Origin of the sequence: Pseudomonas sp. TR47 (assembly GCF_044143025.1) — a bacterium.
In the GTDB taxonomy this organism is placed as follows: domain Bacteria; phylum Pseudomonadota; class Gammaproteobacteria; order Pseudomonadales; family Pseudomonadaceae; genus Aquipseudomonas; species Aquipseudomonas putida_E.
Genome location: NZ_JBHFCS010000002.1, coordinates 166,187 through 191,473, shown reverse-complemented (window position 1 = coordinate 191,473; position 25,287 = coordinate 166,187). Strand labels below are relative to the sequence as shown.

At 63.7% G+C, this 25,287-nt stretch carries 25 protein-coding genes; 14 read left to right on the top strand and 11 right to left on the bottom strand.

The genetic code is table 11. The features are described from left to right. Positions 1–6: 6 nt before the first annotated feature. Together ACEWE8_RS03440 and ACEWE8_RS03435 are read right to left on the bottom strand one after the other, a co-directional pair. Entirely contained in the window at positions 7–708 is a 702-nt protein-coding gene (locus ACEWE8_RS03440) for a DUF3053 domain-containing protein (RefSeq protein ID WP_046786054.1), read from the bottom strand. Between the two features lie 127 nt (positions 709–835). After that, positions 836–1,789, bottom strand: a complete 954-nt coding sequence (locus tag ACEWE8_RS03435) for a LysR family transcriptional regulator (protein ID WP_046786055.1) — start codon at positions 1,787–1,789, stop codon at positions 836–838. A 147-nt stretch (positions 1,790–1,936) separates the two neighbouring features. Here ACEWE8_RS03435 and ACEWE8_RS03430 point away from each other — a divergent pair, with 147 nt between their 5' ends. From ACEWE8_RS03430 to ACEWE8_RS03415, 4 genes are read left to right on the top strand one after another with little or no spacing between them, the layout of a single operon-like run. Next, positions 1,937–2,764 carry an amidohydrolase gene (locus tag ACEWE8_RS03430; protein WP_046786405.1) on the top strand — a complete coding sequence of 276 codons (828 nt, stop codon included), beginning with the start codon at positions 1,937–1,939 and terminating at the stop codon, positions 2,762–2,764. Positions 2,765–2,806: 42 nt separating this feature from the next. Continuing rightward, on the top strand, positions 2,807–4,150 hold the full coding sequence (locus tag ACEWE8_RS03425; protein WP_046786056.1) for an MFS transporter: 1,344 nt from the start codon (positions 2,807–2,809) through the stop codon (positions 4,148–4,150). 3 nt (positions 4,151–4,153) lie between these two features. After that, positions 4,154–4,894, top strand: a complete 741-nt coding sequence (locus ACEWE8_RS03420; RefSeq protein WP_046786057.1) for an SDR family NAD(P)-dependent oxidoreductase — start codon at positions 4,154–4,156, stop codon at positions 4,892–4,894. After that, positions 4,891–5,718: a sugar phosphate isomerase/epimerase gene (locus ACEWE8_RS03415; protein ID WP_046786058.1), complete on the top strand. Its 828-nt coding sequence runs from the start codon at positions 4,891–4,893 to the stop codon at positions 5,716–5,718. Before ACEWE8_RS03420 ends, ACEWE8_RS03415 begins: the two co-directional genes overlap by 4 nt. Here ACEWE8_RS03415 and ACEWE8_RS03410 read toward each other — a convergent pair. Further along, positions 5,708–6,181 (bottom strand): YMGG-like glycine zipper-containing protein, encoded by a 474-nt coding sequence (locus tag ACEWE8_RS03410; RefSeq protein WP_046786059.1) that lies wholly within the window; start codon positions 6,179–6,181, stop codon positions 5,708–5,710. The two genes, ACEWE8_RS03415 and ACEWE8_RS03410, sit on opposite strands and share 11 nt — an antisense overlap. Before the next feature lie 341 nt (positions 6,182–6,522). On the opposite strand from ACEWE8_RS03410, the gene ACEWE8_RS03405 reads away from it, so the two are divergent. Together ACEWE8_RS03405 and ACEWE8_RS03400 are read left to right on the top strand one after the other, a co-directional pair. Continuing rightward, entirely contained in the window at positions 6,523–6,843 is a 321-nt protein-coding gene (locus ACEWE8_RS03405) for a hypothetical protein (RefSeq protein ID WP_046786060.1), read from the top strand. A gap of 135 nt (positions 6,844–6,978) precedes the next feature. Next, the gene (locus ACEWE8_RS03400; protein ID WP_046786061.1) at positions 6,979–7,794 is read left to right on the top strand and encodes an ABC transporter substrate-binding protein; all 816 of its coding nucleotides are present in this window, start codon (positions 6,979–6,981) and stop codon (positions 7,792–7,794) included. Between the two features lie 33 nt (positions 7,795–7,827). Here ACEWE8_RS03400 and ACEWE8_RS03395 read toward each other — a convergent pair whose 3' ends face one another. The 4 genes from ACEWE8_RS03395 to ACEWE8_RS03380 are packed head-to-tail and all read right to left on the bottom strand — an operon-like array spanning position 7,828 to position 12,924. Then, the gene (locus ACEWE8_RS03395; RefSeq protein WP_046786062.1) at positions 7,828–8,841 is read right to left on the bottom strand and encodes an XdhC family protein; all 1,014 of its coding nucleotides are present in this window, start codon (positions 8,839–8,841) and stop codon (positions 7,828–7,830) included. 13 nt (positions 8,842–8,854) lie between these two features. Further along, complete coding sequence (locus tag ACEWE8_RS03390; protein WP_046786063.1) at positions 8,855–10,201, bottom strand: cytochrome c; 1,347 nt, start codon at positions 10,199–10,201, stop codon at positions 8,855–8,857. Positions 10,202–10,219: 18 nt separating this feature from the next. Further along, positions 10,220–12,469 (bottom strand): xanthine dehydrogenase family protein molybdopterin-binding subunit, encoded by a 2,250-nt coding sequence (locus tag ACEWE8_RS03385; protein WP_046786064.1) that lies wholly within the window; start codon positions 12,467–12,469, stop codon positions 10,220–10,222. Beyond that, a complete protein-coding gene (locus ACEWE8_RS03380; protein ID WP_046786065.1) occupies positions 12,469–12,924 on the bottom strand; it encodes a (2Fe-2S)-binding protein in 456 nt (151 codons plus the stop codon). Before ACEWE8_RS03380 ends, ACEWE8_RS03385 begins: the two co-directional genes overlap by 1 nt. Before the next feature lie 259 nt (positions 12,925–13,183). Between ACEWE8_RS03380 and ACEWE8_RS03375 the strand changes: the two genes are divergently transcribed. Continuing rightward, entirely contained in the window at positions 13,184–15,370 is a 2,187-nt protein-coding gene (locus ACEWE8_RS03375; RefSeq protein WP_046786066.1) for an OsmC domain/YcaO domain-containing protein, read from the top strand. Then, positions 15,367–16,128, top strand: a complete 762-nt coding sequence (locus tag ACEWE8_RS03370; RefSeq protein ID WP_052750422.1) for a hypothetical protein — start codon at positions 15,367–15,369, stop codon at positions 16,126–16,128. The genes ACEWE8_RS03375 and ACEWE8_RS03370 overlap by 4 nt, the downstream gene beginning before the upstream one ends. On the opposite strand, the gene ACEWE8_RS03365 is transcribed toward ACEWE8_RS03370, so the two are convergent. Continuing rightward, a complete protein-coding gene (locus ACEWE8_RS03365; RefSeq protein WP_046786067.1) occupies positions 16,125–16,424 on the bottom strand; it encodes a hypothetical protein in 300 nt (99 codons plus the stop codon). The genes ACEWE8_RS03370 and ACEWE8_RS03365 overlap by 4 nt on opposite strands. Before the next feature lie 178 nt (positions 16,425–16,602). On the opposite strand from ACEWE8_RS03365, the gene ACEWE8_RS03360 reads away from it, so the two are divergent. The 4 genes from ACEWE8_RS03360 (at position 16,603) to ACEWE8_RS03345 (ending at position 19,655) form a co-directional block, all read left to right on the top strand. Next, the gene (locus ACEWE8_RS03360) at positions 16,603–17,031 is read left to right on the top strand and encodes a DUF2231 domain-containing protein (RefSeq protein WP_039601936.1); all 429 of its coding nucleotides are present in this window, start codon (positions 16,603–16,605) and stop codon (positions 17,029–17,031) included. Further along, entirely contained in the window at positions 17,028–18,320 is a 1,293-nt protein-coding gene (locus tag ACEWE8_RS03355; protein WP_046786068.1) for a sorbosone dehydrogenase family protein, read from the top strand. Before ACEWE8_RS03360 ends, ACEWE8_RS03355 begins: the two co-directional genes overlap by 4 nt. A 75-nt stretch (positions 18,321–18,395) precedes the next feature. Next, positions 18,396–18,974, top strand: a complete 579-nt coding sequence (locus ACEWE8_RS03350; protein WP_039601934.1) for a hypothetical protein — start codon at positions 18,396–18,398, stop codon at positions 18,972–18,974. 162 nt (positions 18,975–19,136) lie between these two features. Beyond that, a complete protein-coding gene (locus tag ACEWE8_RS03345) occupies positions 19,137–19,655 on the top strand; it encodes a DMT family transporter (RefSeq protein WP_046786069.1) in 519 nt (172 codons plus the stop codon). On the opposite strand, the gene ACEWE8_RS03340 is transcribed toward ACEWE8_RS03345, so the two are convergent. Further along, on the bottom strand, positions 19,656–20,564 hold the full coding sequence (locus tag ACEWE8_RS03340) for a LysR family transcriptional regulator (protein ID WP_046786070.1): 909 nt from the start codon (positions 20,562–20,564) through the stop codon (positions 19,656–19,658). 166 nt (positions 20,565–20,730) lie between these two features. Between ACEWE8_RS03340 and ACEWE8_RS03335 the strand changes: the two genes are divergently transcribed. Beyond that, positions 20,731–21,945, top strand: coding sequence for a YeeE/YedE family protein (locus ACEWE8_RS03335; protein ID WP_046786071.1), 1,215 nt, complete (start codon positions 20,731–20,733; stop codon positions 21,943–21,945). A gap of 163 nt (positions 21,946–22,108) precedes the next feature. On the opposite strand, the gene ACEWE8_RS03330 is transcribed toward ACEWE8_RS03335, so the two are convergent. Further along, positions 22,109–22,438, bottom strand: coding sequence for a hypothetical protein (locus ACEWE8_RS03330; RefSeq protein WP_046786072.1), 330 nt, complete (start codon positions 22,436–22,438; stop codon positions 22,109–22,111). 259 nt (positions 22,439–22,697) lie between these two features. On the opposite strand from ACEWE8_RS03330, the gene ACEWE8_RS03325 reads away from it, so the two are divergent. Continuing rightward, positions 22,698–23,447, top strand: coding sequence for a FadR/GntR family transcriptional regulator (locus tag ACEWE8_RS03325; protein WP_046786073.1), 750 nt, complete (start codon positions 22,698–22,700; stop codon positions 23,445–23,447). A gap of 179 nt (positions 23,448–23,626) precedes the next feature. Here ACEWE8_RS03325 and ACEWE8_RS03320 read toward each other — a convergent pair whose 3' ends face one another. Further along, positions 23,627–25,207, bottom strand: coding sequence for an aldehyde dehydrogenase (NADP(+)) (locus tag ACEWE8_RS03320; RefSeq protein WP_046786074.1), 1,581 nt, complete (start codon positions 25,205–25,207; stop codon positions 23,627–23,629). Between the last annotated feature and the right edge of the window lie 80 nt (positions 25,208–25,287).

The window sequence follows — 25,287 nt, the reverse complement described above, 5'->3', positions numbered from 1 at the left end:
AGCCGACTAGCGCCCGAGCATCACCGTCTTCAGCCTTGCCTGCGCCTGCTGCACGGTCTTGGCCTGGTTGTTCAGGTCCGCCAGCAAGGCATTCAACTCAGCCTGAACGGTCGGGTCGGACACCTTCACGATGGCCCCGTTGATCTCTATCTTTTCCTTGTGCGCATCCACGTAGTCGGCCACTTTCAGGCTGCTGTCCAGGGTGCCGTTGATTTGCGGCAGCACGTCCAGGAAGGTGTCGGCCGGGACGCTGACGGTGCGCTCAAAGGCCTTGTCGTAAACCACCTTGAGGTCTTGCGGCTGCTTGAGCTGGGCATGGGCGGTGTCCGCCTTGGCCTTTTGCTCCTGCAACTGCTTGCCCATGTCGTTCAGGCCGGTCTGCACCGCTTTTATGTCGTCACGGCGGGCAGTGACATCATTGAGCGAGCGAACCGCGCCTTTTTGCAGCAGGTTACCCAGAGGCTGCACGGCGGCATCCATCGCGCCGTTGAACTGGGTGATGACTGCATAGTGATCGCTGTAGGGGCCAAAAGCCTCGGTTTCGTCTGCGCTCAGCTTGGGCACATGCACCCCTGGCTTGTCGACGATACGGGTCTGCAGGAATTCGCTGAAGGCGGCACGTTGCTTGGGTTCGCTGTCGCCGCAGGCGGCGAGTACCAGGGGCAGGGCGAGGGCGAGCAGCCAGCGGGGCTGGAATGAGACGTTCATGTCGGTGAATCTCCTGAGTGCATGGGTAGGCCTGCGCACCGTCAAGCGCTGCGCGGCGGTGCAAGGTTAGCGTTTTCCAGCCTGCGGATCCAATCTGGCAGTGAAGGTAAATCCAGACCCGCTGGCTTCATATGCTGGGCAACTCGAACCCGGGGATCTGCCGCCCCAGCTTGAGCGCCTGGCCATGCAGCACGCGCATCAGGTGCAGCGCCGCCTGCGACGGCGGTTCAAAGCGCGAATGGACGAAGCTGATATCGAAGTGAATTTCGTCAGCCAAGCGCACTACGGCCAGGCCGCTGTCCTGTGCCACGAACTCATCGATCAAGGTGATACCCATGCCTTGCTTGACCAGTGCCACGGCTTCGTTGGCATTGGTGAACGACAACAGCGAGTCCAGGTGAAGGCCGCGGCGCGCTATCTCCTCGGCCAGCAGCTTGCCGAACGGCATATCCGGACGGAACAGTAACAGCGGGTGGCCTTCCAGCTGCTGCAGGGTCAGTGAGGGCTGCTGTGCCAGGGGGTAATCGACGGGCATTGCAACGACCATGCGCCCACGCATGAAGGCCTGGGAATGCAAATGATCGTGCACCACCGGCAGGGCGGCGATCGACAGGTCGACCTTTTTTGACAGGATCTGGTTGGGCATCTCGCCCATCAGCGAGGTCTGCCATTCGATCTGCAGTGCGGGCGCCTCACGCTTGAGCTGGGCCAGGGCGATCGGGATCACCACCGTCGACAACGAGGCGCTGCAGGAAATCCGCAGCTTGCGGTGGGTGCCGGTGGCCAGCCCCACTGCGCACTCATTGACCTGCAACGCCGCCTGATACACCCGTTCGACCTCACGGAACAGGATCTGCGCCTCGGCGGTGGGTACCAGGCGGTTGTTGATGCGCTCGAACAGGCGGTAGGCCAGCCGCCCCTCGATGTAGCCGATGAGCTTGCTCACCGCCGGCTGCGAGACGTAGAGCATCTTCGCGGCGGCGCTGATCGAGCCGGTCAGCATCACCGCCCTGAACACCTCCATGTGCCGCAGTTTGAACACCAGTGCACTGGCATCGCTGCCTTCTTTGCCGGGAAGCATGAGTATTACCTTAGGTTATGGTCTTCGCCATCTGTGTATGAGCGCTATCGCTACGCCCGCAGTATCGTGAACCCAGGCAAGTCGCCCCTGGTGGCGAACAATAACAAGATCTGCAGGCAAGCGCAGTGGCGCTTGAAGGAACCGCTTTTGAACATCTTTGATGAACCGAAGATCGATTGCCATAACCATTTGTTTGACCCTGCACGCTTCGCTTACCACCCCGATGCGCCGTACGCACCGTCCGGTCAGGAGGTCGCGCCGCTGGAGCAGTTCAACCAGGTGATGGATGCCTATGGCGTGCGTCATGCCTTGTTGGTGGGGCCCAACAGTGGCTACCACACTGACAACCGCTGCCTGCTGCATGCCTTGGCCAGCGGTCAGGGGCGTTTCAAGGGCATAGCGGTAGTCGATCGTCACATCAGCCTCGAGCAACTGGCCGCGCTGCGTGAGCAGGGCGTGGTCGGTGTGGCCTTCAACCCGGCGATGTATGGCGTGGCGAGCCTGCATGACGTCGGGCCGTTGTTCGGCAAGCTTGCCGAACTTGGCCTGTTCGCCCAGATCCAGGTGTGCGAAGACCAGCTCGTCGAATTGCTCGGCCTGATCGAGCGCAGTGCGGTGCGGGTATTGATCGACCATTGCGGGCGCCCGGATGCGGCGGCCGGTACCCAACAGGCCGGCTTCCAGGCACTGCTCAGGCTGGCCCGGCATGGGCGGGCCAGCGTGAAGCTCTCGGGCATGCAGAAATTCGCCGCTACTGCTGCCCTGCATGCGCAGAGCAGCGCCTTCGTGCACGAGTTGATCCACGCTTTTGGTCCGCAAGCCTGTGTATGGGGTTCGGACTGGCCGTTCATCCGCCAGCAAACCCGGGTGGACTACGGCCCCTTGCTGAAGTTGGCCGAGCGCCTGATGCCAGACCCGCACCTGCGGCGAACCATCATGTGGGATACCCCCAGGCGCCTGTTCGGGTTTGCCTGACGCCTGCGCATTCGCCATTCCAATAACAAGAGAGCAATTGTCATGAATGCTGATCAGCCTAGCGGCGCCGGGGTGTTCGACATGCCTGCGCGCCAGCAGCAACGTACCCGTACCCGTTTCATGATCCTGGCGCTGATCTCTGGCGGCACCATGATCAACTACCTGGACCGCAGCGTCATGGGCATCGCCGCGCCAAGCATCAGCGCCGATCTTGGCCTTAATGCGGCGATGATGGGGGTGATTTTCTCGGCGTTCTCATGGACCTACGCCGCGGCGCAGATCCCCGGCGGCATACTGATCGACCGGCTGGGCACCAAGCTCACCTACTGGTTGGCACTGACGTTGTGGTCGCTGTTCACCGGCCTGCAGGGCCTGGCCCAGGGGTTTCTGTCCTTGCTGGGCATGCGCTTTCTGGTCGGTGTGACAGAAGCGCCGTGCTTCCCCACCAACAGCCGCGTGGTGGCGACCTGGTTCCCGCAAAGCGAGCGGGCCAGGGCGACCGGTATCTACACCTTTGCCGAGTACACCGGCCTTGCGTTCCTGACACCGTTGCTGTTTTGGGTCTTGCACGCCTATGGCTGGCGCTTTCTGCTGATGGCGGTCGGGTTGCTGGGCGTGCTCTACGGCGTGGTCTGGTGGCGCAAATACCATGAGCCACACCAGTCGACCACCGCCAACCAGGCGGAGCTGGACCATATCGCTGCCGGCGGTGGCGTGGTCGATGGTGGCCAGAAAGCCACGGTGTTCCAGTGGTCACAGATCCCGGCGCTGCTCAAGCACCGCAACATGCTCGGTATCTGCCTGGGGCAGTTCGCCTGCAACTCGACCAACGTGTTCTTCCTCACCTGGTTCCCCACCTATCTGGTCACCGAGCGGCATATGCCGTGGCTCAAGGTCGGCTGGGTGGCGGTGCTGCCGTTCATCGCCGCTTCGTTGGGCACGCTGGTCGGCGGCTGGCTCTCCGATGCCTTGCTGCGCCGCGGCTACTCGCTGAATGTGGCGCGCAAGCTGCCGGTGATCGCCGGCCTGCTGACCGCGTCGGTCATTGTCCTGGCCAACTATGTCGAGTCGGACGTGCTGGTCATCGCCATCCTCTGTATTGCCTATTTCGCCCAGGGTATGTCGGCCCTGGCCTGGATGATCGTTTCCGACATCGCGCCCAAAGGCTTGCTGGGCCTCAGTGGCGGGCTGTTCAACCTGTTCGCCAACGCCGCCGGCATCGTTACCCCGTTGACCATCGGCCTGATCGTGACGGCCACCGGGTCATTCGTCTGGGCCCTGGTGTTCGTGTCCTCGATCACCGCGCTGGGCGCGCTGTGTTACCTGTTCATGGTGCGCGACCTGCGTCGCCTGCCGGATATTCCCTGTGTTGAAAAAAGGAGCTGAACAATGAGCCAACCCCTGCAAGGGCAAACTGCAATCGTCACTGGCGGCATGCGTGGCATCGGCCTGGCCATCGCCCAACGGCTGCACACCGCCGGTGCCCAGGTGGTGATCTGGGACCTCGCGGTGGATGGCTGGGACAGCGTCGACAACGGTTTCGAGCCAGTGCTGCGCCAGGTTGTGGATGTCGCTTCGCTGGCCTCGGTCGAGGCGGCATTCGCTGACGTACTGGCGCGTGCGGGGCAGGTCGACATCCTGGTCAACAACGCTGGCATCAATGGGCCGGTGGTACCGTCCTGGGAATACCCGCCAGAAGCCTGGGACAAGGTCATCGCCATCGACCTGAACGGCGTCTTCTACTGCTGTCGAACGGCCATCCCGCATATGCGCGAGCGCGGCTATGGGCGGATCGTCAACGTGGCGTCGATGGCGGGCAAGGATGGCGTGCAGTACATAAGCGGCTACTCGGCTGCCAAGGCCGGGGTCATCGCCTTCACCAAGGCCGCAGCCAAGGAACTGGCGCAGGATGGCGTGTCGCTCAACTGCATCGCCCCGGCGATGGTAGAAACCCCGTTGATGGCCGAGATGACTGCGGAGCATATCGCGGCCAGCAAAGCCAAGATCCCGATGGGGCGTTTCCTCAAGGCTGGGGAGATTGCCAACATGGTGGCCTGGATCGCCGGGCCGGAATGCAGCTTTACCACAGGCTTCGTATTCGACCTCAGTGGCGGGAGGGCGACTTATTGAAGCCGCTAGGGGTTGCCCACCTGACAGCGCTGGACCTTGCGCCTGAAGCGCTGGTGCGTGAAGCCGGCCGGGCCGGTTTCAGCACTGTTGGGTTGCGGCTGCACCCGGTGATGCCGGGTGCGCAAGCGTATCCGCTTGCGGTTGGTGGCCAGGCGCTACGGGAGCTGAAGGCTGTGATGGCAGGTGAGGGTGTAGGCGTTGCCGACATAGAGTTCGTCTCGCTGACGCCGCAGGTGCAGGTTGGCGATTGTGCGATGTTGCTGGCGGCAGGCGCTGAACTGGGTGCCACCAGCCTCACGGTATCCGGGGATGATGAAGACGGTGTGCGGCTTGCGCACAACTTCGCGGCGCTGTGTGAAATGGCCAAGGAGTATGGTTTGCGTGTAGACCTGGAGTTCATGCGCTGGAGACCGGTGGCGACCTTGCAGCAGGCGCTGGCTGTGTTGAACATGGCTGGGCAGGACAACAGCGCGGTACTGGTGGATGCGCTGCATCTGTTCCGTTCGGGCGGGGATGTAGCGGCACTTGCCGAAGTCGACCCGCGCTACCTGCGAGCGGTGCAACTGTGCGATGCGCCGCTCACTGCGCCGGCTGAGGCATTGATTATCCAGGAGGCGCGTGAAGGGCGGTTATTACCGGGGCAGGGGCAGTTGCCACTGGCAGCGTTGATGGGGGCGTTGCCGACGGATGTGCAGGTGAGTGTGGAAACGCCGTCGGTAACGCTTCGCGGTGAAAACCGGTTGAAACACGTGCGTGAAGCGACGCACGGTTGGTTAGGCAATGTTCGTCTGCCATCCAACCGGCAGCCCCAGATCAAGGATTGACCTGATATCCCCGCCCTTGCAGGCAACCGCTGTAGGCGCTGGCTTGCGCCGAACTTTGTGCCTGATCCTCGGTGCGCCGGTCCTCGCGGCGATCCTGGCGTTGCCGGGAACCACCGACGACCGCTCCGGCAGCGGCCACTTCCCCAGCACGGTTCTGCCGATACTCTTCTTTGGCGTCGTCGCCGGCCCGGTCAGACAACCCTTCATGCTGGTTGCTGCGTACCTGGGCGCCAGCGGCACCGGCTGCAGCACCCACAGCCGCGCCTTTGACCCGGCCACCGACATTGGGGCTGGAGGTGGTTGCGGCGTTGTTCGCGGCGTTGGCTGCCACGGTATTGCATTCATTGATATCCAGCTGCATCTGCTGGCTGCTCTGACCTTTTAATGGGGTTACCGACTGGGCCTGCAGTGCCGGGGCTACGCAAAGCAGCACCAGCACGAAACTCCCTGTGAACGGACGCATGACACACCTCCACTGAATGGGAATTGCATCTGACAGCATAGCTGCCGGTTGCGGCCCTCGACCAAGTCGACGACGAGCCGAGTATCAACCTCAGGTACTCGAGCGGGCGTTTTCCGGTGGACGTGCGCGACGTGGGTATCTACCTGGCGGTGAAAGAGGCCTGGTAGTCGCCCCTGATGGCTACAGCCAACCGGACGGCGCACACCGCTAGGGCGATGGGCCCCACCTATGGTATACAACCCTCATTACCACACCACCATCACCTGGCGCCTGGAAGCGTTCTGGGTTGGTCGGTGACTTTCCTGCAACTGCTCCTTTTATAGAGAAACGGAGATTCGAAGATGACCGCCACCGACCGTCTGAGCCTGCTTCAGTATGAGCACCTGGGCCTGGACGATGTTGCCGCCGCTGAATTCAAGGTCGCTCTGGGTGAACTGCGCAAGTTGGCACTGGGTGACCGTTACGAACACCACGCCGCGCTGCATCTGGGCGATATCGCCGAAGCGGAAAACCGTCAGCAACTGGATCAGACCAAAAACTGGGGCATAGGCTTCCTGCAGGGGCTGAGCTGCGCGCAAACGCTCACCGAAGAGCAAGTCAAGGCACTGCGCGGCGTGTTCCAGGCGGCCGCCAAGCGGTCTTTGGCGCGCATGCCCGGATAAATTTCTGGCAGCCAGCGGATTCTCGTCCAGACTCTGTAGAGCATGCGGGCAGCAGTACAGCAGACGTGCACAGGATGTGGCAGCCTTTCGCGACCACGGCTGGCCGCCTAAGGCCACATGCACCGAGGGTTGTAGATGGTCGAGCGGTGGTCCGGCCGGTCTTTGCTGCTTTCGTTTTCCCTGATTCTGTTGCCTCAGGCCTGGGCAGCGGAGGATGTGTGTCGGCAACTGACGGCCACCGGCAATCCGGAATATCCCCCTTACTTGTGGCGCGACCCGAACGACCCCCAGCGGCTGATCGGTGCCAACGCCGACCTGCTTGACTACCTGGGCCAGGCGCTCGGTGTGAAAATGCAGGTGGTCTACGGCGGGCCATGGTCGCGGGCTCAGGAACAGGTGCGCAAAGGCCGTATCGACTTGATGGCCGGTTACTTCCTGACCCAGGCGCGTCAGCAGGAGGCGGACTTCATCAGCCCGCCGTTCTTGCATACGCCAAGTGTAATCTGGGTGCGCCAGGACGCTGCCTTTGCTTACCGTGGCTGGTCAGACCTGAAGGGACGCAAGGGCGGCACCCTGGTCAGCAACAGCCACGGCCAAGAGTTCGACGATTACGCCAGGGCCAACCTCACGCTCGAAGCCGTTCCCGGTGCCAGGCAGGCGTTCGAGAAGCTGCTGCACAAGCGCAACGACTACCTGATCTATGAGCAGTACCCCGGCATGGCGCTGGCGCGCACGCTGGGTATGGACAAGCAATTGAAGGTGCTCGATCCGCCGGTGTCCAGTGAAGGCCTGTACCTGGCGCTGTCCCATGCATCGCCGTGCAACCAGCCCAGGCTGCGTGAGCAACTGGCGCAAAAAATGAAGGAAATCGTCTCTGGCCCGCTGCCTGGGCAGCTGCTGGCGAAGAACCTGGAGCGTTGGAAGCAGGAGCAAGCGGGCGGGCAGCATTGAGGCACAGTGTGCTGGCATTGGCGCACGTTCACCTCATGCACTGGCTTCCCGAGCCCGCTTGGCCTTGGTCACATCGACCGCGCTGGGCAAGGCAACGCCGTTCTTGATGGCAAGAACCTGCGCCATGACGCTGACCGCGATCTCTGCAGGGGTCTTGCTGCCGATATAGATACCGATGGGGCCATGCAGGCGTTCGAGTGAGGCTTGCGTCTCACCGAAGTGCTCGATCAGCCGTTCGCGGCGCAGCTGGCTGTTACGCCGTGAACCGATCGCACCGATGTAGAAGGCTGTGCTGTGCAAGGCTTCGAGCAGGGCCAGGTCGTCCAGCTTGGGGTCATGGCTCAGGCCAATGATGCAACTGCGCAGGTCGGGGGCAAAGGCCCTGACCACATCGTCCGGCATGCCGACTATCTTCTCCACGCCCGCGACATTCCAGCCATCCATGTATTCGCGGCGAGGGTCGCAAACGGCCACCTTGAAGCCGTTGAACAGCGCCATGGTCGCCAGGTACTCGGCCAGTACCCCGGCACCGATCAGCAGCATGCGGTAGCCGGGGCCCAGGGTATTGACCATGCGTTGGCCATCGAAGCTGAACTGCTCGGGTGCGTGCGTGGCGGCCAGGCTTACGCCACCGGTGCCGAGGTCCAGCTCGCGACGGACCAGGTTGCCAGCGTCCAGCTGCGGCAGAAGCTGCTCAAGGCTGGGCAATGAAGGGCTGAACTCGAGTATCAGCTCCAGGGTCCCGCCGCAGGGCAGGCCAAAGCGATGAGCCTCGTCGGCACTGACGCCATAACGCACCACGCGCGGCGGCCCTTCCGGCATGCCTTCGCCGTTGTAGGCAGTGGTGTAGCGGTGCACCAGGTCATCCTCGATGCAGCCACCGGAGACGCTGCCAATGACCCTGCCATCGCCACGCAGGGCCATCATCGAGCCCACCGGCCTGGGCGACGAACCCCAGGTGCGGGCTACGGTCGCCAGCAGCACCCGCTCGCCGGCCTGGAGCCAGTCACGGGTGGTGCGCAGGACCAATAGGTCGATGCTTTCCATTGACAGTGTTTCCTCAGCGCATGTGCAAGATGATCGGGCTGCTGCTGGCCGGGTCGGTATCCCCGCGCAGCTTGCTGACGGCCTGCGCGTCGACCGCACCGCCGTGGTTGCCCCAGGTACTGCGGACAAAGCTCAGCACCTGGGCGATCTCCTGGTCCGACAACTGCTCGCGGAACGCAGGCATGCGGTAGGCATCCGGCAGCCCGGCGGCGACGATCCGTTGCGAGCCATTGAGGGTGATGTTGATCGCCGAAGCATTTTCCTTGGCCAGCGCCGAGGTGGCCCCCGCCAGCGGCGGCATCCACTCTGCCTGGCCCTTGCCATCCAGGCCATGGCACGTAGCGCAGCGGGTCACGTAGGTGTGGGCGCCGGGGCTGTTCAGGCGTTCACCGGCAGACACGGCCTGATACTGCCACGGCGCGCCGTCACGTTGGGGGTCGCCCGGCAACGATTTGAGGTAGCGGGCGATCGCTGCCAGGTCGTCATCGCTCATGAACTGGGTGGAATTGTTGAACGCCTCGGTCATCGACCCATAGACCACCGCATGCTGGTTGCGCCCGTGCTTGAGGAACTGCACGATCTGGGCCTCGCTCCAGCGGCCCAGGCCGGTGTTGTGGTCGTCACGCAGGCTGGGTGCGTACCAGCCGTCGAGCAGCGCGCCGGCCAGGAACGCTTTGCCACCTTCATCCAGGGCTTTTTCGTTGAAGGCCAGGCCCCGTGGGGTATGGCAACTGCCACAGTGGCCGGGGCCCTGAACGATGTAGGCGCCTCGGTTCCACACCGCGTCCTGCGCCGGTTTGGCCGCATAAGGTTCGTCTGCTGCGAACACGCCGTTCCACAGCGCGATCGGCCAGCGCATGTTCAGTGGCCAGGGAATGTCGCTGGGGATGTTCGCCTGTTGTGCAGGCTGTACGCCTTTCATGAAGAAGGCATACAACGCCCGCACATCGTCATCGCTGAGCTTGGCATATGAGGGGTAGGGCATGGCCGGGTACAGCCGTCTGCCCCCCGGTGCGACGCCGTGGCGCACAGCGCGGTCGAAGTCGGCAAGGCTGTAATGGCCGATGCCGGTCGCGGGGTCGGGAGTTACATTGGTGGCGTGTATCGCCCCCAGCGGTGTGGCCATTTCCAGCCCACCGGCAAATGGCTTGCCGTCGGGCAGGCTGTGGCAGGCGACGCAGTCGCTGAGCCTGGCCACGTACTCACCACGGCTGACCAGCGCCGGGTCGAAGCTGGCGTTCTGTTCGGTGACGAAGGGCGAAGCGGGCTCACGGGTGACATACCAGGCCAGCAGGCCTGCAGCGACCAGGCACGGCAGCGCCAGCCAGCCTGCGGTTCTTGCGAATCGACTGTGGGTCATGGGGCGGTCCTTGTCCGGTCAGCTGAAGGTATGGCGGCTCATGGGCAGGCTGCGGATGCGCTGGCCTGTGAGTTGCGCCACCGCGTTGGCCACTGCTGGCGCCACCGCAGGTAACGGCGGCTCGCCAATGCCCCCCATCTTCGCGCCGCTTTCGACAATGCGCACATGCACCCGGGCCATGCGCGAGGCAGGCAGGATCGGATACAGGTCGTAGTTGCGCGCGCGCGGCTTGCCATCGATGTATACGGCTTCCTCAACCAGCGTCTGCGACAGGCCAAGGGCCACGGCGCCGTTGACCTGGGCTTCGATGATCGCTGGGTTGACGATGCTGCCGGGGTCGATCGCCTGCCAGATGTCATGAACCTTGACCTGGCCATCTTCGATCGATACTTCGGCGATCACGGCGGCCTCCGAGCCGAACGGCGAAGCCATGGCCACGCCACGCGCCCGCTTGCTGCCGTCTGCAGCGGTGAACGGCCCGCGCTTCCAGCCACCGGACAGTTCACCCACCGCTTGCAGCAGGTTGGTCAGGCGCGGGTTGTCGCGCAGCAGGTGCAGGCGCAACTCAAAGGGGTCTTTACCGCCTTTGTAAGCCAGCTCGTCCAGGAAGGACTCATAGAAGAAATCGTTCAGCGAGTTGCCTACCGAGCGCCAGTAACCCAGCATGGCCGGGCCCTTGACGTAGATCTGTGCGATGCGCTTGTTGGCGATGGCGTAGGATTTACCCGACAGCCCTTCGAGCGCCGTCGGGTCGATTTTCTCGCCTTGCTTGCCCGCCAGGGCCTCGGTCGGCCCCTCTGTGGCACTCACCGCTTCGATGGCCACCGGCAGGCCATCGGCATCCAGCCCTGCGCGGAACTTGACCACCGCAACCGGCCGCAGCACATCGCGCAGGAATTCTTCCTCGCGGCTCCAGATCAGCTTGACCGGGCGGCCGACGGCCTTGGCCAGCAAGATGGCCTGCGGGTAAGGGTTGGCCGAGTCATACAGGAAGTGGCGACCGAAGAACCCGCCCAGAAGCGGCGAGTGCAGGGTGATCTGTGCAGGATCCAGGCCGGTGCGTTTGGCGATGTCGTCACGGAACATGTCCGGCGCCTGGTTGGGCAGCCAGACCTCCAGCGAACCGTCGGGGTTGAAGCGCGCCAGTGCCGACGGTGGCTCCAGCTGGGCATGGTTGAGGTACTGGTTGTGGTAGGTGGCTTCGACCTTGGTCTTGGCATTGCCCAGTGCTGCGGCCACATCGCCTTCGCTTTCGTCGTCCTTGGCGGGGCCTGTCTGGGCGGCCAGGTGCTCGCGCCAGGCATCGCTGGAGAAGTCGGCGGGCATCGCGCGTACCTGGCTGTCGGCGCCCGGCTCCTGCCAGTCCACCTGCAGCGCCTCGACCGCACGCTTGGCGTGCCACCAGCGTTCGGCCACCACGGCAACGGCGCCTGGCAATTGATGCACCGAGTGCACGCCTTTCATGGCCTTGACCTGGTCTTCGTTGCGCAGGCTGCCTACGGTCATGCCCAGGCGCGGGGCATGCTGCACAGCGGCGTGGAGCATGCCGTCGAGCGTGATGTCGATGGTGTAGAGCGCCTTGCCGGTGGATTTGTCGTAGGCATCGACACGGCGCACCGGCTTGCCGATCCAGCGGAACTGGCTGGGGTCGCGCAGCGTGATGCCCGCTGGGTCCGGTACCGGCAGGTCCATGGCCCGTTCAGCCAGTTCGCCATAGGCCAGCGAACGGCCCGAGGCGGCGTGCAGCACCTTGCCAGGTTCGGTGGACAGCTCGCTCACCGGTACGCCCCATTGCTCGGCGGCGGCTTGCAGCAGCATGGCCCGAGCGAGGGCGCCGAGGCGGCGCATGGTCGGGTAGCTCATGCGCACCGACATGCTGCCGCCGGTGATGCGCATGCCGTTTTCCATCACTACGTAGGCTTCGCCCGGCGGGGCACTGTCGACCACGAACGTGGCAGGGTCCGCGTCCAGTTCTTCACCGACGATCTGCGCCATGGCGGTGTAGGTGCCTTGGCCGCCTTCCATGAACGGGCAGAGCAGGCGTACCGTGCCGTCCTGGCGGATTTCCAGGAATGCAGGTACCTGGGTGCCGCGTTCCTGGGCAGCGGCCGTCGCCGCTTGGACCCGGCTGACGCCCAGCGGCAGGCCGAAGCCCAGGACCAGGGCGCCTACGGCGGTACCGGCGAGAAAACGCCGACGCGACAGGTTGACCGTTTCGCCCGGCGGCAGGTCGAGCAGCGCTGCAGGGTTATCGACAGGCGTATTCATCAGGCCTTCTCCCCTTGGGCGAGTTCGTGCACGGCGGCATGGATGGCGTTATAAGTGCCACAGCGGCACAGGTTGACCATCGCCGCATCGATTTGCGCATCGCTCGGTTGCGGGGTGTGCTTGAGCAGCGCGGTAGCCGCCATCACCTGCCCGGACTGGCAGTAACCGCATTGGGCCACCTGATGCTCGACCCACGCGGCCACCACGCGCTTGCCCACCGCATCGGCCTCGATGGCTTCGATGGTGGTCACTTCACGCCCGACCACTCCGGCCACCGGCGTGACACAGGCGCGCACCACATTGCCGTCCACCAGCACCGAGCAGGCGCCGCACTGTGCCAGGCCGCAGCCGTACTTGGTGCCGGTCAGGCCGAGGTCGTCGCGGATCACCCACAGCAACGGCGTGTCGGCGTCGGCCTCGACCTGGTAGGTCTTCTGGTTGATTCGAAGTTCCATGGCTCACCTGCTGATCATCGGTTGTGATTATGTTGCCGTGCAGGGAATACGTTGTTCCCCAATCCGCAAACGCTAGCACAGCGGGGGGAGCGGCGGCCTGCCGTGTACGGCAGGTTCAGAGAATCAGGCAAGCAATCCGGCGAAATGCGCAATCAAGTGCCGCAGCGGTGGGCGGCACAGACAAACAGGACTTCCAGCCGAAAAAACCGGATAATGCCGGCCAATTTCGTTTTGCACGCTTAAATCACGGTGTTCCCGCATGGAAATCAAGGTCAACTTTCTCGACAACCTTCGTCTTGAAGCCAAATTCGACGACTTCACGGTGATCGCCGACCAGCCGATCCGCTACAAAGGCGATGGCTCGGCCCCGGGGCCGTTCGACTATTTCCTTGCCTCATCGGCCCTGTGCGCCGCCTATTTCGTCAAGCTGTACTGCCAGACCCGGGATATCCCTACCGAAAACATCCGCCTGTCGCAGAACAACATCGTCGACCCCGAGAACCGCTACAACCAGATCTTCAAGATCCAGGTCGAGCTGCCGGAGGACATCTCTGAGAAGGACCGGCAGGGCATCCTGCGCTCCATCGACCGCTGCACGGTCAAGAAAGTGGTACAGACCGGCCCCGAGTTCATCATCGAGCAGGTGGACAACCTCGATGCCGACGCCCAGGGCCTGCTCATGCCGGTGGCCGACACCACCACCTACATCGCCGGCAAGGACCTGCCGCTGGAGCAGACCATCGCCAACATGTCGGGCCTGCTCGCCGGGCTGGGCATGAAGATCGAGATCGCCTCGTGGCGCAACATCGTGCCCAACGTCTGGTCGCTGCACGTGCGCGATGCGCAGTCGCCGATGTGCTTCACCAACGGCAAGGGCTCGACCAAAGAGGCCGCGCTGGCCTCGGCGCTGGGTGAATTCATCGAGCGTTTGAACTGCAACTTCTTCTACAACGACCAGTTCTGGGGCGAGGACATCGCCAACGCGCCGTTCGTGCACTACCCCAACGAGCAGTGGTTCAAGCCGGGCCCCAAGGACGCGCTGCCAGCGGAGATCCTCGACGAATACTGCCTGCAGATCTACAACCCGGACGGCGAGCTGCGTGGTTCGCACCTGTATGACACCAACTCGGGCAATACCGCGCGTGGCATCTGTTCGCTGCCGTTCGTGCGCCAGTCGGACGGGCAGGTGGTGTACTTCCCGTCCAACCTGATCGAAAACCTGTTCCTCAGCAACGGCATGAGCGCAGGCAATACCCTGGCCGAAGCGCAGGTGCAGTGCCTGTCGGAGATCTTCGAACGGGCCGTGAAGCGTGAAATCCTTGAGGGCGAGTTGTGCCTGCCGGATGTGCCGCAGGAGGTGCTGGCCAAGTACCCAGGCATCGTCGCAGGCATCCAGGGGCTGGAAGAGCAGGGCTTCCCGGTGCTGGTCAAGGACGCGTCGCTGGGCGGTGAATTCCCGGTCATGTGCGTGACCTTGATGAACCCGCGTACCGGCGGCGTGTTCGCCTCGTTCGGCGCGCACCCAAGCTTGGAGGTGGCGCTGGAACGCAGCCTTACCGAACTGCTGCAGGGCCGCAGTTTCGAGGGGCTCAACGACTTGCCGCAGCCGACCTTCGAAAGCCACGCGCTGACCGAGCCGAACAACTTCGTCGAGCACTTCATCGACTCCAGCGGTGTGGTGTCGTGGCGCTTCTTCAGCGCCAAGGCCGACTTCGAATTCGTCGAGTGGGACTTCTCCGGCCATGGCGAAGACTCCAACCTCCAGGAAGCCGCGACCCTGTTCGGCATCCTCGAGGGCATGGGCAAAGAGGTGTACATGGCTGTGTACGACAACCTCGGCGCCAACGCCTGCCGCATCCTGGTACCGGGTTACTCGGAGATCTACCCGGTCGAGGACCTGATTTGGGACAACACCAACCGTGCCCTGGGGTTCCGTGCCGACATCCTCAACCTGCACAGCCTGGACAACCGTGCATTGCGTGCGCTGCTCAAGCGCCTGGACAACTGTGAGGTGGACGACTACACCACCATCACCACGCTGATCGGTGTCGAGTTCGATGACAACACGGTGTGGGGCCAGTTGACCATCCTTGAGTTGAAACTGCTGATCTGCCTGGCGCTGAAGCGTTTCGAAGACGCCAAGGAGTTGGTCGAGGCGTTCCTGCAGTTCAACGACAACACTGTCGAGCGCGGTTTGTTCTACCAGGCCCTGAATGTGGTGTTGGAAGTGGTGTTGGATGATGAGCTTCAGATGGAGGACTACGAGGCCAATTTCCGCCGCATGTTCGGCAGCCTGCGCATGGATGCAGTGCTGGGTTCGGTGGACGGTAGCGTGCGCTTCCATGGCCTGACCCCGACCAGCATGAAGCTGGAGGGGCTGGACCGCCACCTGCGCTTGATCGAGAGCTACAAGAAACTGCATGCCGCCCGGGCCAAGGCGGTGTGACAAGGCTCGAGCCGCTCGACCTGCCTCTTCCCGATTACCCCGCACCGGGCCTGATTGGCGAGGCCCTGTACCTGCGCTACGCGGCCTTAATGGCGCAAGCGGCTAATAGGTCCGCGCCGCTGGCCGATGACGCAGTGCGTCATGAAGGCCGGCGCCTGGCCAGCGATCTGCTGGGCCAGGCAATCACCTTGGGCAGCAGCAAAGCCCACGAAGGTTCGGATGAGATCTACTGGTTGGTGCAGAGCGCTGCTATCGCCTCCTTGTTCGCCGATGGCGCCCAGTGCGCCGAATTTGCCCGGTACAGGCAGCACGTGGCCTATTACTCGGAAGGCTGCCGTACGGCGGGACAGGTCAATGCTTTCGACCGCTACGTGGCCGCCAATGGCCAGCCTGCAGTCGAAGACGAGGTGCAGTCCCGCTCAGCGGATGACCACTACCGGGTAATGGTGAGGCCATGGGAGGCTGGAAATACGCATTGGGTCTATTCCCCGCGTGTTCTCGATACCCACCAAGGCACTTGCCTGCTGAGTTTCCAGGATGCCTGTTGGTCAGCGGACGTCAGCACCTGGCATAGCGGCTCGACCGTCGAACTGGCATTGCGCAAGTACCCAAGCCACCGCGCGCGCGACGGCATACGCGTGATCATCGACTGTACAAAACGGTGTGCGCTGCTGGAGGCCGGCGGTGAAATCGAACTGGCGGATCTGGAAGCCGTGCTGGACGCCCGGCTTGAGGGGGCGGAACCGGGCAGCCGCTAGTTCTTGCACTTGGCCATGACCACCTGGCAGGTCCTGGGCGTTCCGCCGGACCGGCCGGCATAGCGGATGCAATTGTTCATCGACTTGTGGCGGGCCATGCTCAAGGTATCGCCCCACGCCAGGCCGCCTTCTCCCATAGTGGGCACGGCCTTGGCGAAACAGTTCGAGCCCAATGCCGCTGTCTGGTAGCGAGCCTGGCTGTGCTTGCTCGAACATCCGGCAGTCAGCGCCATGCTGAGGCCAAGCAGGGCATGTGCGGCCCACAACGCGTACGGTCGTGCTTTATCAGCGCTCATGCCATTTGCCTCTGGTGGAAAGGGGGTGAAGTCTTTCAGGATATTTCTATCAAGCCAAGCGGTGAACTAACCGGACGTCAAGGTGATCCTTTGCTAAGCGCACCCCGCGCACGCCTGACGGACCGGGCACTCGCGCCTGTCCGCCAGCCCCGGGTCACTGACTGAGTAAGGAGGCGCCGTGACCGCTACCGAGCAAACCCTCTACCGATGCACGCCCAGCCCGCTGCACGCAATCCTGCTGGCCGGCACGGTCCCGCTGTTTCTTGGCGCATTGCTGAGTGACATAGCCTACTTCAAGAGCTACCAGATCCAGTGGAGCAACTTCGCCTCCTGGTTGATTGCCGGCGGCCTGCTGTTCTGCGGGCTGACGTTGCTGTTCGCGCTGGCCAACCTGGTCCGCGCCGAGCGCAAGGGCGGGCGGCCGACGCTGTACTTTTTGCTGTTGCTGGTGACTTGGGTACTAGGACTGGTCAATGCCTTCGAGCACGCCAAGGATGCCTGGGCAGTGATGCCAGCGGGCCTGGTGCTGTCTTTGATCGTGACCGTGCTGGCCTGCGTGGCGGCCTGGCTGGGTATGAGCAACCTGCGTTCGGGAGGTGCGGCATGAAACCTTTGCATGCATTGCCTGTATTGAGTGTAGCGCTGTTGTTGAGCGCCTGCGGTGGGGAAGGCGAGGCCACCCAGGCCCTGGGCCCCGACCCGAAATTGCCGGCCCCCGAGCGTGGCCTGTTGCCGAGCATGAAGATCGCCCAGCCCGCACACTGGGGCGAGCAGAAGCCGACCGTGCCTGAGGGTTACAGCATCACAGCCATTGCCACTGACCTGAAAATCCCGCGGCAGAGCCTGGTACTGCCCAACGGTGACATTCTGGTGGCCGAAGGCCGGGGCGGCAGTGCGGCCAAGCTCAAGCCCAAGGATGTCATCGCCAGCCAGATCAAGGCCAAGGGCAATACCCAGGTCAAGGGTGGCAACCGCCTGACATTGCTGCGAGACGCCGACGGCGATGGCACCTACGAGGTGCAGACGGTGTTTGCCGAAAACCTCAACGCGCCTTATGGCCTGGCCTTTGCCGATGGCAAGCTGTACGTGGCCAACCAGGACGCGCTGGTGCGTTTCGACTATCAGGAAGGCCAGACCCAGGCGGGCGGCCCGCCGACCAAAGTCACCGACCTGCCGGCCCAGATCAATCACCACTGGACCAAGGCGCTGACCATCAGCCCCGATGGCCGTTACCTGTATGTGGGTATCGGCTCGAACAGCAATATCACCGAGCGGGGCATGGAAGCCGAAGTCGATCGCGCCATGGTCTGGCAGGTCGACGCTGCCACCGGTGCGCACAAACCCTACGCCACCGGCTTGCGTAACCCGACGGCGCTGGCCATCCAGCCTGGCAGCGGGCAGCTGTGGACCGTGGTCAACGAGCGCGATGAACTGGGCCCGGACCTGGTGCCGGACTACCTCACTTCGGTGCGCGAAGGTGGCTTCTATGGCTGGCCCTACAGCTACTGGGGGCAGCATGTCGATGAGCGGGTGAAACCGCAGAACCCGGACAAGGTGGCCGCCGCAATCAAGCCCGATTACAGCCTCGGTTCGCATGTGGCCGCGCTGGGCGTGGACTTTTCCATACCGGCCATGGGCGAGCGCTTTGCCGACGGCGTGTTCGTCGGCGAGCACGGCAGCTGGAACCGGCCAAACCCTGTGGGCTACAAGGTGATCTTCGTGCCGTTCAGCAACGGCAAACCTGCCGGTGATCCGATCGACTTCGCCACCGGCTTCCGGGCCGAGGATGGCCAGACTCGCGGCCGGCCGGTCGGTGTGACGGTTGACCCTCGGGGGGCACTGATCATCGCCGATGATTTGGCCAATACCGTATGGCGGGTCACGCGCAATCGGTAAGTCCAGCTATGGTGTAGGAGCGGCGCGTGAAGCGTTCACGCGCCTGTCCGGTCTTGAACACAGGGAAGCAGGCCTATGAATGCTCTTTGTACACTCGCTCGCGCTGTTGCGCTTGCCACGCTCGTCGGTACCGCCAGTTACACGGTGCAGGCTGCCGATATACCCATTGCCAGTGAAGCACTGGAAAGTCATGTGACCACACAGGTCACCGCCATCGACCAGGCCAACCGGCAGGTCACGGTCAAAGGCCCTGACGACAAGGACGTGACGTTCCAGCTCACGGAAAAGGCCAAGGCGCTGCCCAACCTCAAAGTCGGTGACCAGGTCGATATCTACGTGACCCGTGCGGTGGCCTATGTACTCAACACAGAGGTGGGCGGGGCGCCCAAAGCCAGCGATGAGTCTGGAACCATCCGCGCCACCAAGGACAACCCCAACCCGGGCGGTGAGGCATTCCGCCAGGTACGGGTAACGTCGCAGATCAAGAAGATCGACCTCAAGACCCATGAGGTGAGCCTGCTACCGCCGGAAGGCAAGTTGCAGGTGGTCAAGGTCGAGGACCCTGAACTGCAGGCCCGAATGAAAAACCTCAAGGTCGACCAGACGGTCGATGCGATCTACACCGAAGTACTGCGGATCGAGACATCCCGCTGACCTCTCGCCGGCCTTTTCGCGGGCGCCCCCGCGAAAAGGCCGGCGTCATCGATCGGTATCCATCATCCATGTGGCGAATAATCTGAGTGCAGGATTTCGATTTCCATAACGCCCGTCGATTTTCAGATGATGTACCGACCCTGTCTTCAGATGAGTGCATCCATGCCTAACAAGGCCCTGCTTATTGCGTTTCTTCCCTTGGTTTTGGCGCTGCTCGCCGGAGTCGTGCTGCCCTACCAGGCCGCCAGCAACGCGGCCGTCGGTCGTGCGCTCGGGCACTGGCTTTGGGGCGCGTTCACATCATTGACGGTCAGTTCCATTGTGGTCATCGCAGCCTTGCTGGTTTTGCGGGTACCGCTGCCTGACCTGGGCAAAGCATTGCAAGGCCCATGGTGGCTGTGGATCGGCGGGGTGCTTGGCGCACTGTACGTCGCCGCTGCCGCCGCCTTGACCCCCAAGCTTGGCACTGCGGGCTTTCTGGTGCTGGTGGTGGCGGGGCAGATTCTGACGTCGGTGATTGTCGACCACTTCGGCCTGATGGGCGTTGCCAGCAAACCGGTGAGCCTGCCAAGGCTTGCGGGGGTGGTTCTGATACTCGTTGGGGTGTTCCTGGTGCAGAGCACCTGGGCCGCAAGCCCGGCGGCTGCCAAGACGGCCATCGTCAAACAGCCCGAAGGCTGATCAGCGACCGGGCTGGCAACAGGCCCAGACCGTCTCTCGCAGCCAGCGATGCCCTGGATCACTGTCTTTTCTGGTGTGCCATGCCTGCTGATAGGCCAGGTTCGGAATTGGCAAGGGCGGAGCGAACTGGCGCAGGCCCTTGTGTGGCCGCATCGGGCCCACCGCGCGCTTGGCCACGGTAAGGATCAGGTCGGTGCCGCCGAGCACTTCGACGGCGGCGCTCCAGTGCGGCAGCGCCAGGGCAATGCGCCGGCGCAGGCCCCGTTCACCCAGCGCGCGCTCGATCTCGTCATGGGCGTCCGGGCGCATGGCCATGAGCACGTGCGGCCGTGCCAGCCAGTCATCCAGGGCAAGGCCACCTTTGGCCGGCAGCACCTGACGGTCGGCGATGCTGACGAAGCTGTCCTCGAACAGTGTCTGTGCGGTAATGCCCTGCGGCAGCTCGGGGAAGATGCCCAAGGCAAGGTCAAGTTCGCCATCGAGCAACTGCGCCATCATCGCCTCGCGGCTGGCCTGGCTGATGGCAAGGTCTACGCCTGGTGCTGCCTGGCGCAGGTGACGGACCAGTGGCGGCAGGATGATCCGCGAGGCGTAATCGGACAACGACAGGCGGAACCTGCGCTGAGCCAGAGCGGGGTCGAAGCGTGGGGTGGCCAGCAGGCTGTTGAGGCTGCCCAGCGCGTCCTGCAAGGGTTTGATGAGGGACTGGGCGCGTGCGGTCAGGGCCATGTGGCCGTTCTGGCGGATCAGCAGCGGGTCGTCGAAATGTGCGCGCAGTTGCGCCAAGGCATGGCTGACTGCCGGTTGGCTGCGGTGCAGGCGGATGGCAGCGCGGGTCACGTGTTTTTCGCTGAGCAGTGCATGCAGGGCCAGCAGCAGGTTGAGGTCGATCTTGCGCAGTTCATCCATGGTGCGAATGGCCAGGGTGGCTTCTTGGGGCTTCGTATCAGCCTAACAGATGTGCGCACTGCCGAGCGCGCAGCCCCCCTGCCACAGATGAAAGCCACCCAAAGCAGCATTGATCGAACCCCGGCGCTATAATCGCCCCCCGTTTTACAGTAATCCGAGCATTCCGATGGGTCTTTCCGCAACCGCAACACCCGAACCGCGCCGCCTGGGCGCCCCCTTGATTGCCTTGGCCCTGCTGCTGGCTGGTGCCTGGTTCCTCAACCTCAATGCCGGGTTCAAGCAGGTACTGCTGCTGATCGTCGGCGCCGCCCTGGGGCTGACGCTCTACCACGCAGCGTTCGGTTTCACCTCGGCCTGGCGCGTATTCATCAACGAACGACGAGGCGCCGGCCTGCGTGCGCAGATGGTCATGCTGACCCTGGCCGTGCTGCTGTTCTTCCCGGCGTTGTCGGCTGGCAGCCTGTTTGGCAACCCGGTGACCGGGCTGGTGGCGCCAGCCGGGGTTTCTGTGGTGTTTGGCGCGTTCATCTTCGGTATCGGCATGCAACTGGGCGGCGGTTGTGCCTCGGGCACGCTGTTCACCGTCGGCGGGGGCAACGCCAGAATGCTGGTGACGCTGCTGTTCTTCATCATCGGCTCGGTCACTGCCACGCACCATGCAGACTGGTGGTTCGCCTTGCCATCGTTGCCGGCCACCTCGATCGTCCAGGCCTGGGGGGTAGCGCCGGCGCTGCTGGCCAGCGTGGCGGTGTTCGCGATGATCGCCTGGGCCACGGTGGTACTGGAAAAGCGCCGCCACGGCGGCCTCGAAGCCCCTGTGAGCAGTGAGCACCAAGGCCTGCGACGCTTCCTGCGTGGCCCATGGCCGTTGCTGTGGGGCGCTATTGCCCTGGCCTTGCTGAACTACGCCACCCTGGCCCTGGCCGGGCGCCCGTGGGGCATTACCTCCGCTTTTGCCCTGTGGGGCGCCAAGACCCTCTCCAGCCTGGGTGTGGACGTCGGCAGCTGGGTGTTCTGGCAGTCGCCGGCCAACGCCAAGGCGCTGGCAGCCCCGTTGTGGCAAGACGTGACCACCGTCATGGACCTTGGCATCGTGCTGGGTGCGCTGCTGGCGGCTGGCCTGGCCGGGCGTTTTGCGCCGAGCCTGAACATCCCGTTGCGCTCGCTGATAGCCGCAGTGCTCGGTGGCCTGCTGCTGGGCTACGGTTCGCGCCTGGCTTATGGCTGCAACATTGGCGCTTACTTCAGCGGCATCGCTTCGGGTAGCGTGCATGGCTGGCTGTGGCTGGTTGCGGCCTACACCGGGAACATCATTGGCGTGCGTCTGCGCCCATTGTTCTCTGCCGGTGAGCGCCGGCCAGCGGCGCTGACGGGCTGCTGATAACACTTTGCTTCATCGGGTGCAGGAGTCACCTGCACCCACCTGATTGCTCGACACGCTTGAACACCGCAGCGATGGGAGCGTGCAGGGCATGGCGGGTTAAGGCTGGGTTATCCCAGATTCCTTATGAGGTTGATCATTTAAGTCTTTGATTAACATAGATTCAGCGTTTTGCTACTGCGTGCTGTACGCACTGCTCGTAGTAGGTCTGCTTGATGGCTGCCGGCTTGAGCCGTGAGCGGCTGTTGTACGTCTGTTCAGTGATGCCGAAGGCGGTCATGCGCATCCATGGTTTGGCGAACCGGCGCACCTGTAGTTTCTTGCGCGTGGCATACAAGGTCACGCCGGAAAGCTTGGCCTGCTGGGCCTCGGCGGCGATCTGCGAACCCCAACCACAAACATGGCGGTCATTCTGGCTCAGCGCTCTGGCCTGGGCGCCGAAGGCAGTCGTGGCCAGCAGGCAGCCGGCCACTGTTGCTAGAAATACTCGCATGTTGCTGTCCTAAGCATCTGAAGAAGAACGGAGTTTGCCTTCGCTTCAAGTGCCCGGGGGCCAGCACGTTGCAGGTCACGTGGTGGCGATGCGCAGGCGATTTGCCAGCGTGGTCCGCAGGCGGGAAGCATTAGCTCCCTGTCCCTATAGCCGAGACGGCGACAAATCCGTTGCGTTGATAAATACCGCGTCGGGTGTATGTGATCGTACAACTGCTTGCGCTATGATGTCGGCTGTCTTTCAAGGTGAAACACAGGGCATGACAGAGCAACAGGTACAGGCAAAGACCCGGCGCAAGCCGCGCAGTCTGGCCCAGGAACTGGTCACGGTGCTGACCGAGCGTATTCGCAGCGGCCAGCTCAAGCGCGGCGACAAGCTGCCGACCGAATCGCAGATCATGGCCGAGGAGGGCGTGAGCCGTACCGTGGTGCGTGAGGCGATCTCGCGGCTGCAGGCCGCCGGGCAGGTCGAGACCCGCCACGGCATCGGCACCTTTGTGCTGGACACGCCTGCCACGGGGGGCTTTCGCATCGACCCGGCCACCGTGGTCACGCTGCGTGAGGTGCTGGCGGTACTGGAGCTGCGCATCGCCCTGGAGATCGAGTCGGCAGGCCTTGCGGCGCAACGGCGCAGCGATGAAGAGCTGGCAGGCATGCGTGCGGCGCTGGACGAACTCAACGAGGGTGCCGCCCATGCCACCGATGCGGTGTCGGCGGACTTCCAGTTCCACCTGCGTATCGCCCAGGCCAGCGGCAACCACTACTTTGCCGACATCATCAACCACCTCGGTACCAGCATCATCCCGCGTACCCGGCTCAACTCGGCGCGCCTGGCGCATGATGACCAGGCGCACTACATGGGCCGATTGATGCATGAGCACGAGGCGATCTACGAAGCCATCGCCCGAAGCGACAGCGAAGGGGCCAAGATGGCCATGCGCATGCACCTGAGCAACAGCCGTGAGCGGTTGCGCCAGGCGCATGCGGAGGCTGAGGCGCAAGGGGTTTGAATTCACCGGTGGCTGTGCTGGCCCTATCGCCGGCAAGCCGGCTCCCACAGATACCCCGCTGCTCTCAAGCTCAGCGCTAACCCAGTGGGAGTCGGCTTGCCGGCGACAGGGCCGGTAAATCCAATGCAAGACTCAAAAGAAAGCCCCGCAAATACGGGGCTTTCATCGCATCAGGGCGTTCAGATCGCCCCGTCACTCCACTGCCCATTCACCAACCGGCGCAGGCCCAGCGGGTTGTTGTCACGCAGTGCCTCAGGCAGTAGCGACTGCGGGTAGTTCTGGTAGCACACCGGGCGCAGGAAGCGGTCGATGGCCAGGGTGCCGACCGACGTACCACGGGCATCGGAGGTGGCCGGGTAAGGCCCGCCGTGGACCATGGCGTCGCACACTTCCACACCGGTCGGGTAGCCATTGATCAGGATGCGGCCAACCTTTTCTTCCAGCAGCGGTACCAGCCAGGCAAATGCTTCGAAGTCTTCGGGCTCACCGATCAGCGTGGCGGTCAGCTGACCGCGCAGGCCGAGCAGGGCGGCGCGCAGCTGCGCGTTGTCCTGAGCTTCAACGGCAACGGTGGTCGGGCCGAACACTTCTTCCTGCAGCAGCGGGTCGGCGTCCACCAGCAAACGGGCATCCGCCTTGAACAGTTGTGCCCGCGCCTGGCTACCTTCCTGAGGCTGGCCTGCCAAGTGTTCGATGCCAGCGTGGGCCTGCAGGTGCTCCAGGCCGCCCACGTAGCTGCGCAGGCCACCGGCGTTGAGCAGGGTCTGGCCGGCTTGCTGGTCCAGGTGCTGGCCGAGGTCGGCGAGCAACTGGCTGAACTGTGGCGATTGCAGGCCGATCACCAGGCCCGGGTTGGTGCAGAACTGGCCAGCACCCAGGCACACGGAACCGGCGAGCTCGCGGGCAATGGCGTCGCCACGCTTGGCCAGCGCGCCCGGCAGAATGATCACCGGGTTGATGCTGGACATCTCGGCGAATACCGGGATGGGTTGCGGGCGTTCGGCGGCCATGCGGCACAGAGCGTCCCCGCCCTTGAGCGAGCCGGTGAAGCCGACCGCCTGGATGGCAGGGTGCTTGACCAGCCACTCACCGACGCCACCGCCAAACACCATGTTGAAGACGCCCTTGGGCATGCCGGTGCGTTCGGCAGCGCGGACGATGGCCGCACCGACCAGGTCGGCCGTGGCCATGTGCCCGCTGTGCGCCTTGAACACCACCGGGCAACCGGCGGCGAAGGCTGCAGCGGTATCACCGCCTGCGGTGGAGAAGGCCAGCGGGAAGTTGCTGGCGCCGAACACGGCGACCGGGCCGACGCCGATGCGCATCTGGCGCAGGTCCACGCGGGGCAGCGGCTGGCGTTCGGGCAAGGCCAGGTCGATGCGGGCACCGAGGTAGTCGCCACGGCGCAGCACCTGGGCGAACAGGCGCATCTGGCCGCTGGTGCGGCCACGCTCACCTTGGATGCGCCCGGCGGGCAGGGCGGTTTCACGGCAGACCACGGCGACGAAGGCGTCGTCCAGCTCGTCCAGTTCCGCCGCAATGGCGTCGAGGAACTCGGCACGACGCGCCGGGGCCAGCTGGCGGAATTCGGCAAAGGCCGCTGCCGCCGCTTGGGCCGCTTGATCCACCTCGGCCTCGGTGGCTTGGGCGAAACTGTAGGGCAGGGCCTCGCCAGTGGTGGCGTCCAGGCTCTGCAGGCGTTGCTCGCCAGCGGCGCTGCGCTGGCCGGCGATGAAGTTGTGGCCAAGAATCTCAGGCATGGTGTGCTCCTGTGTGTGGAAGGGTTGATCAGTGGGTGTCGCATGACCTGTGCAAGCCGGCAAGCTGGCTCCCACAGGCG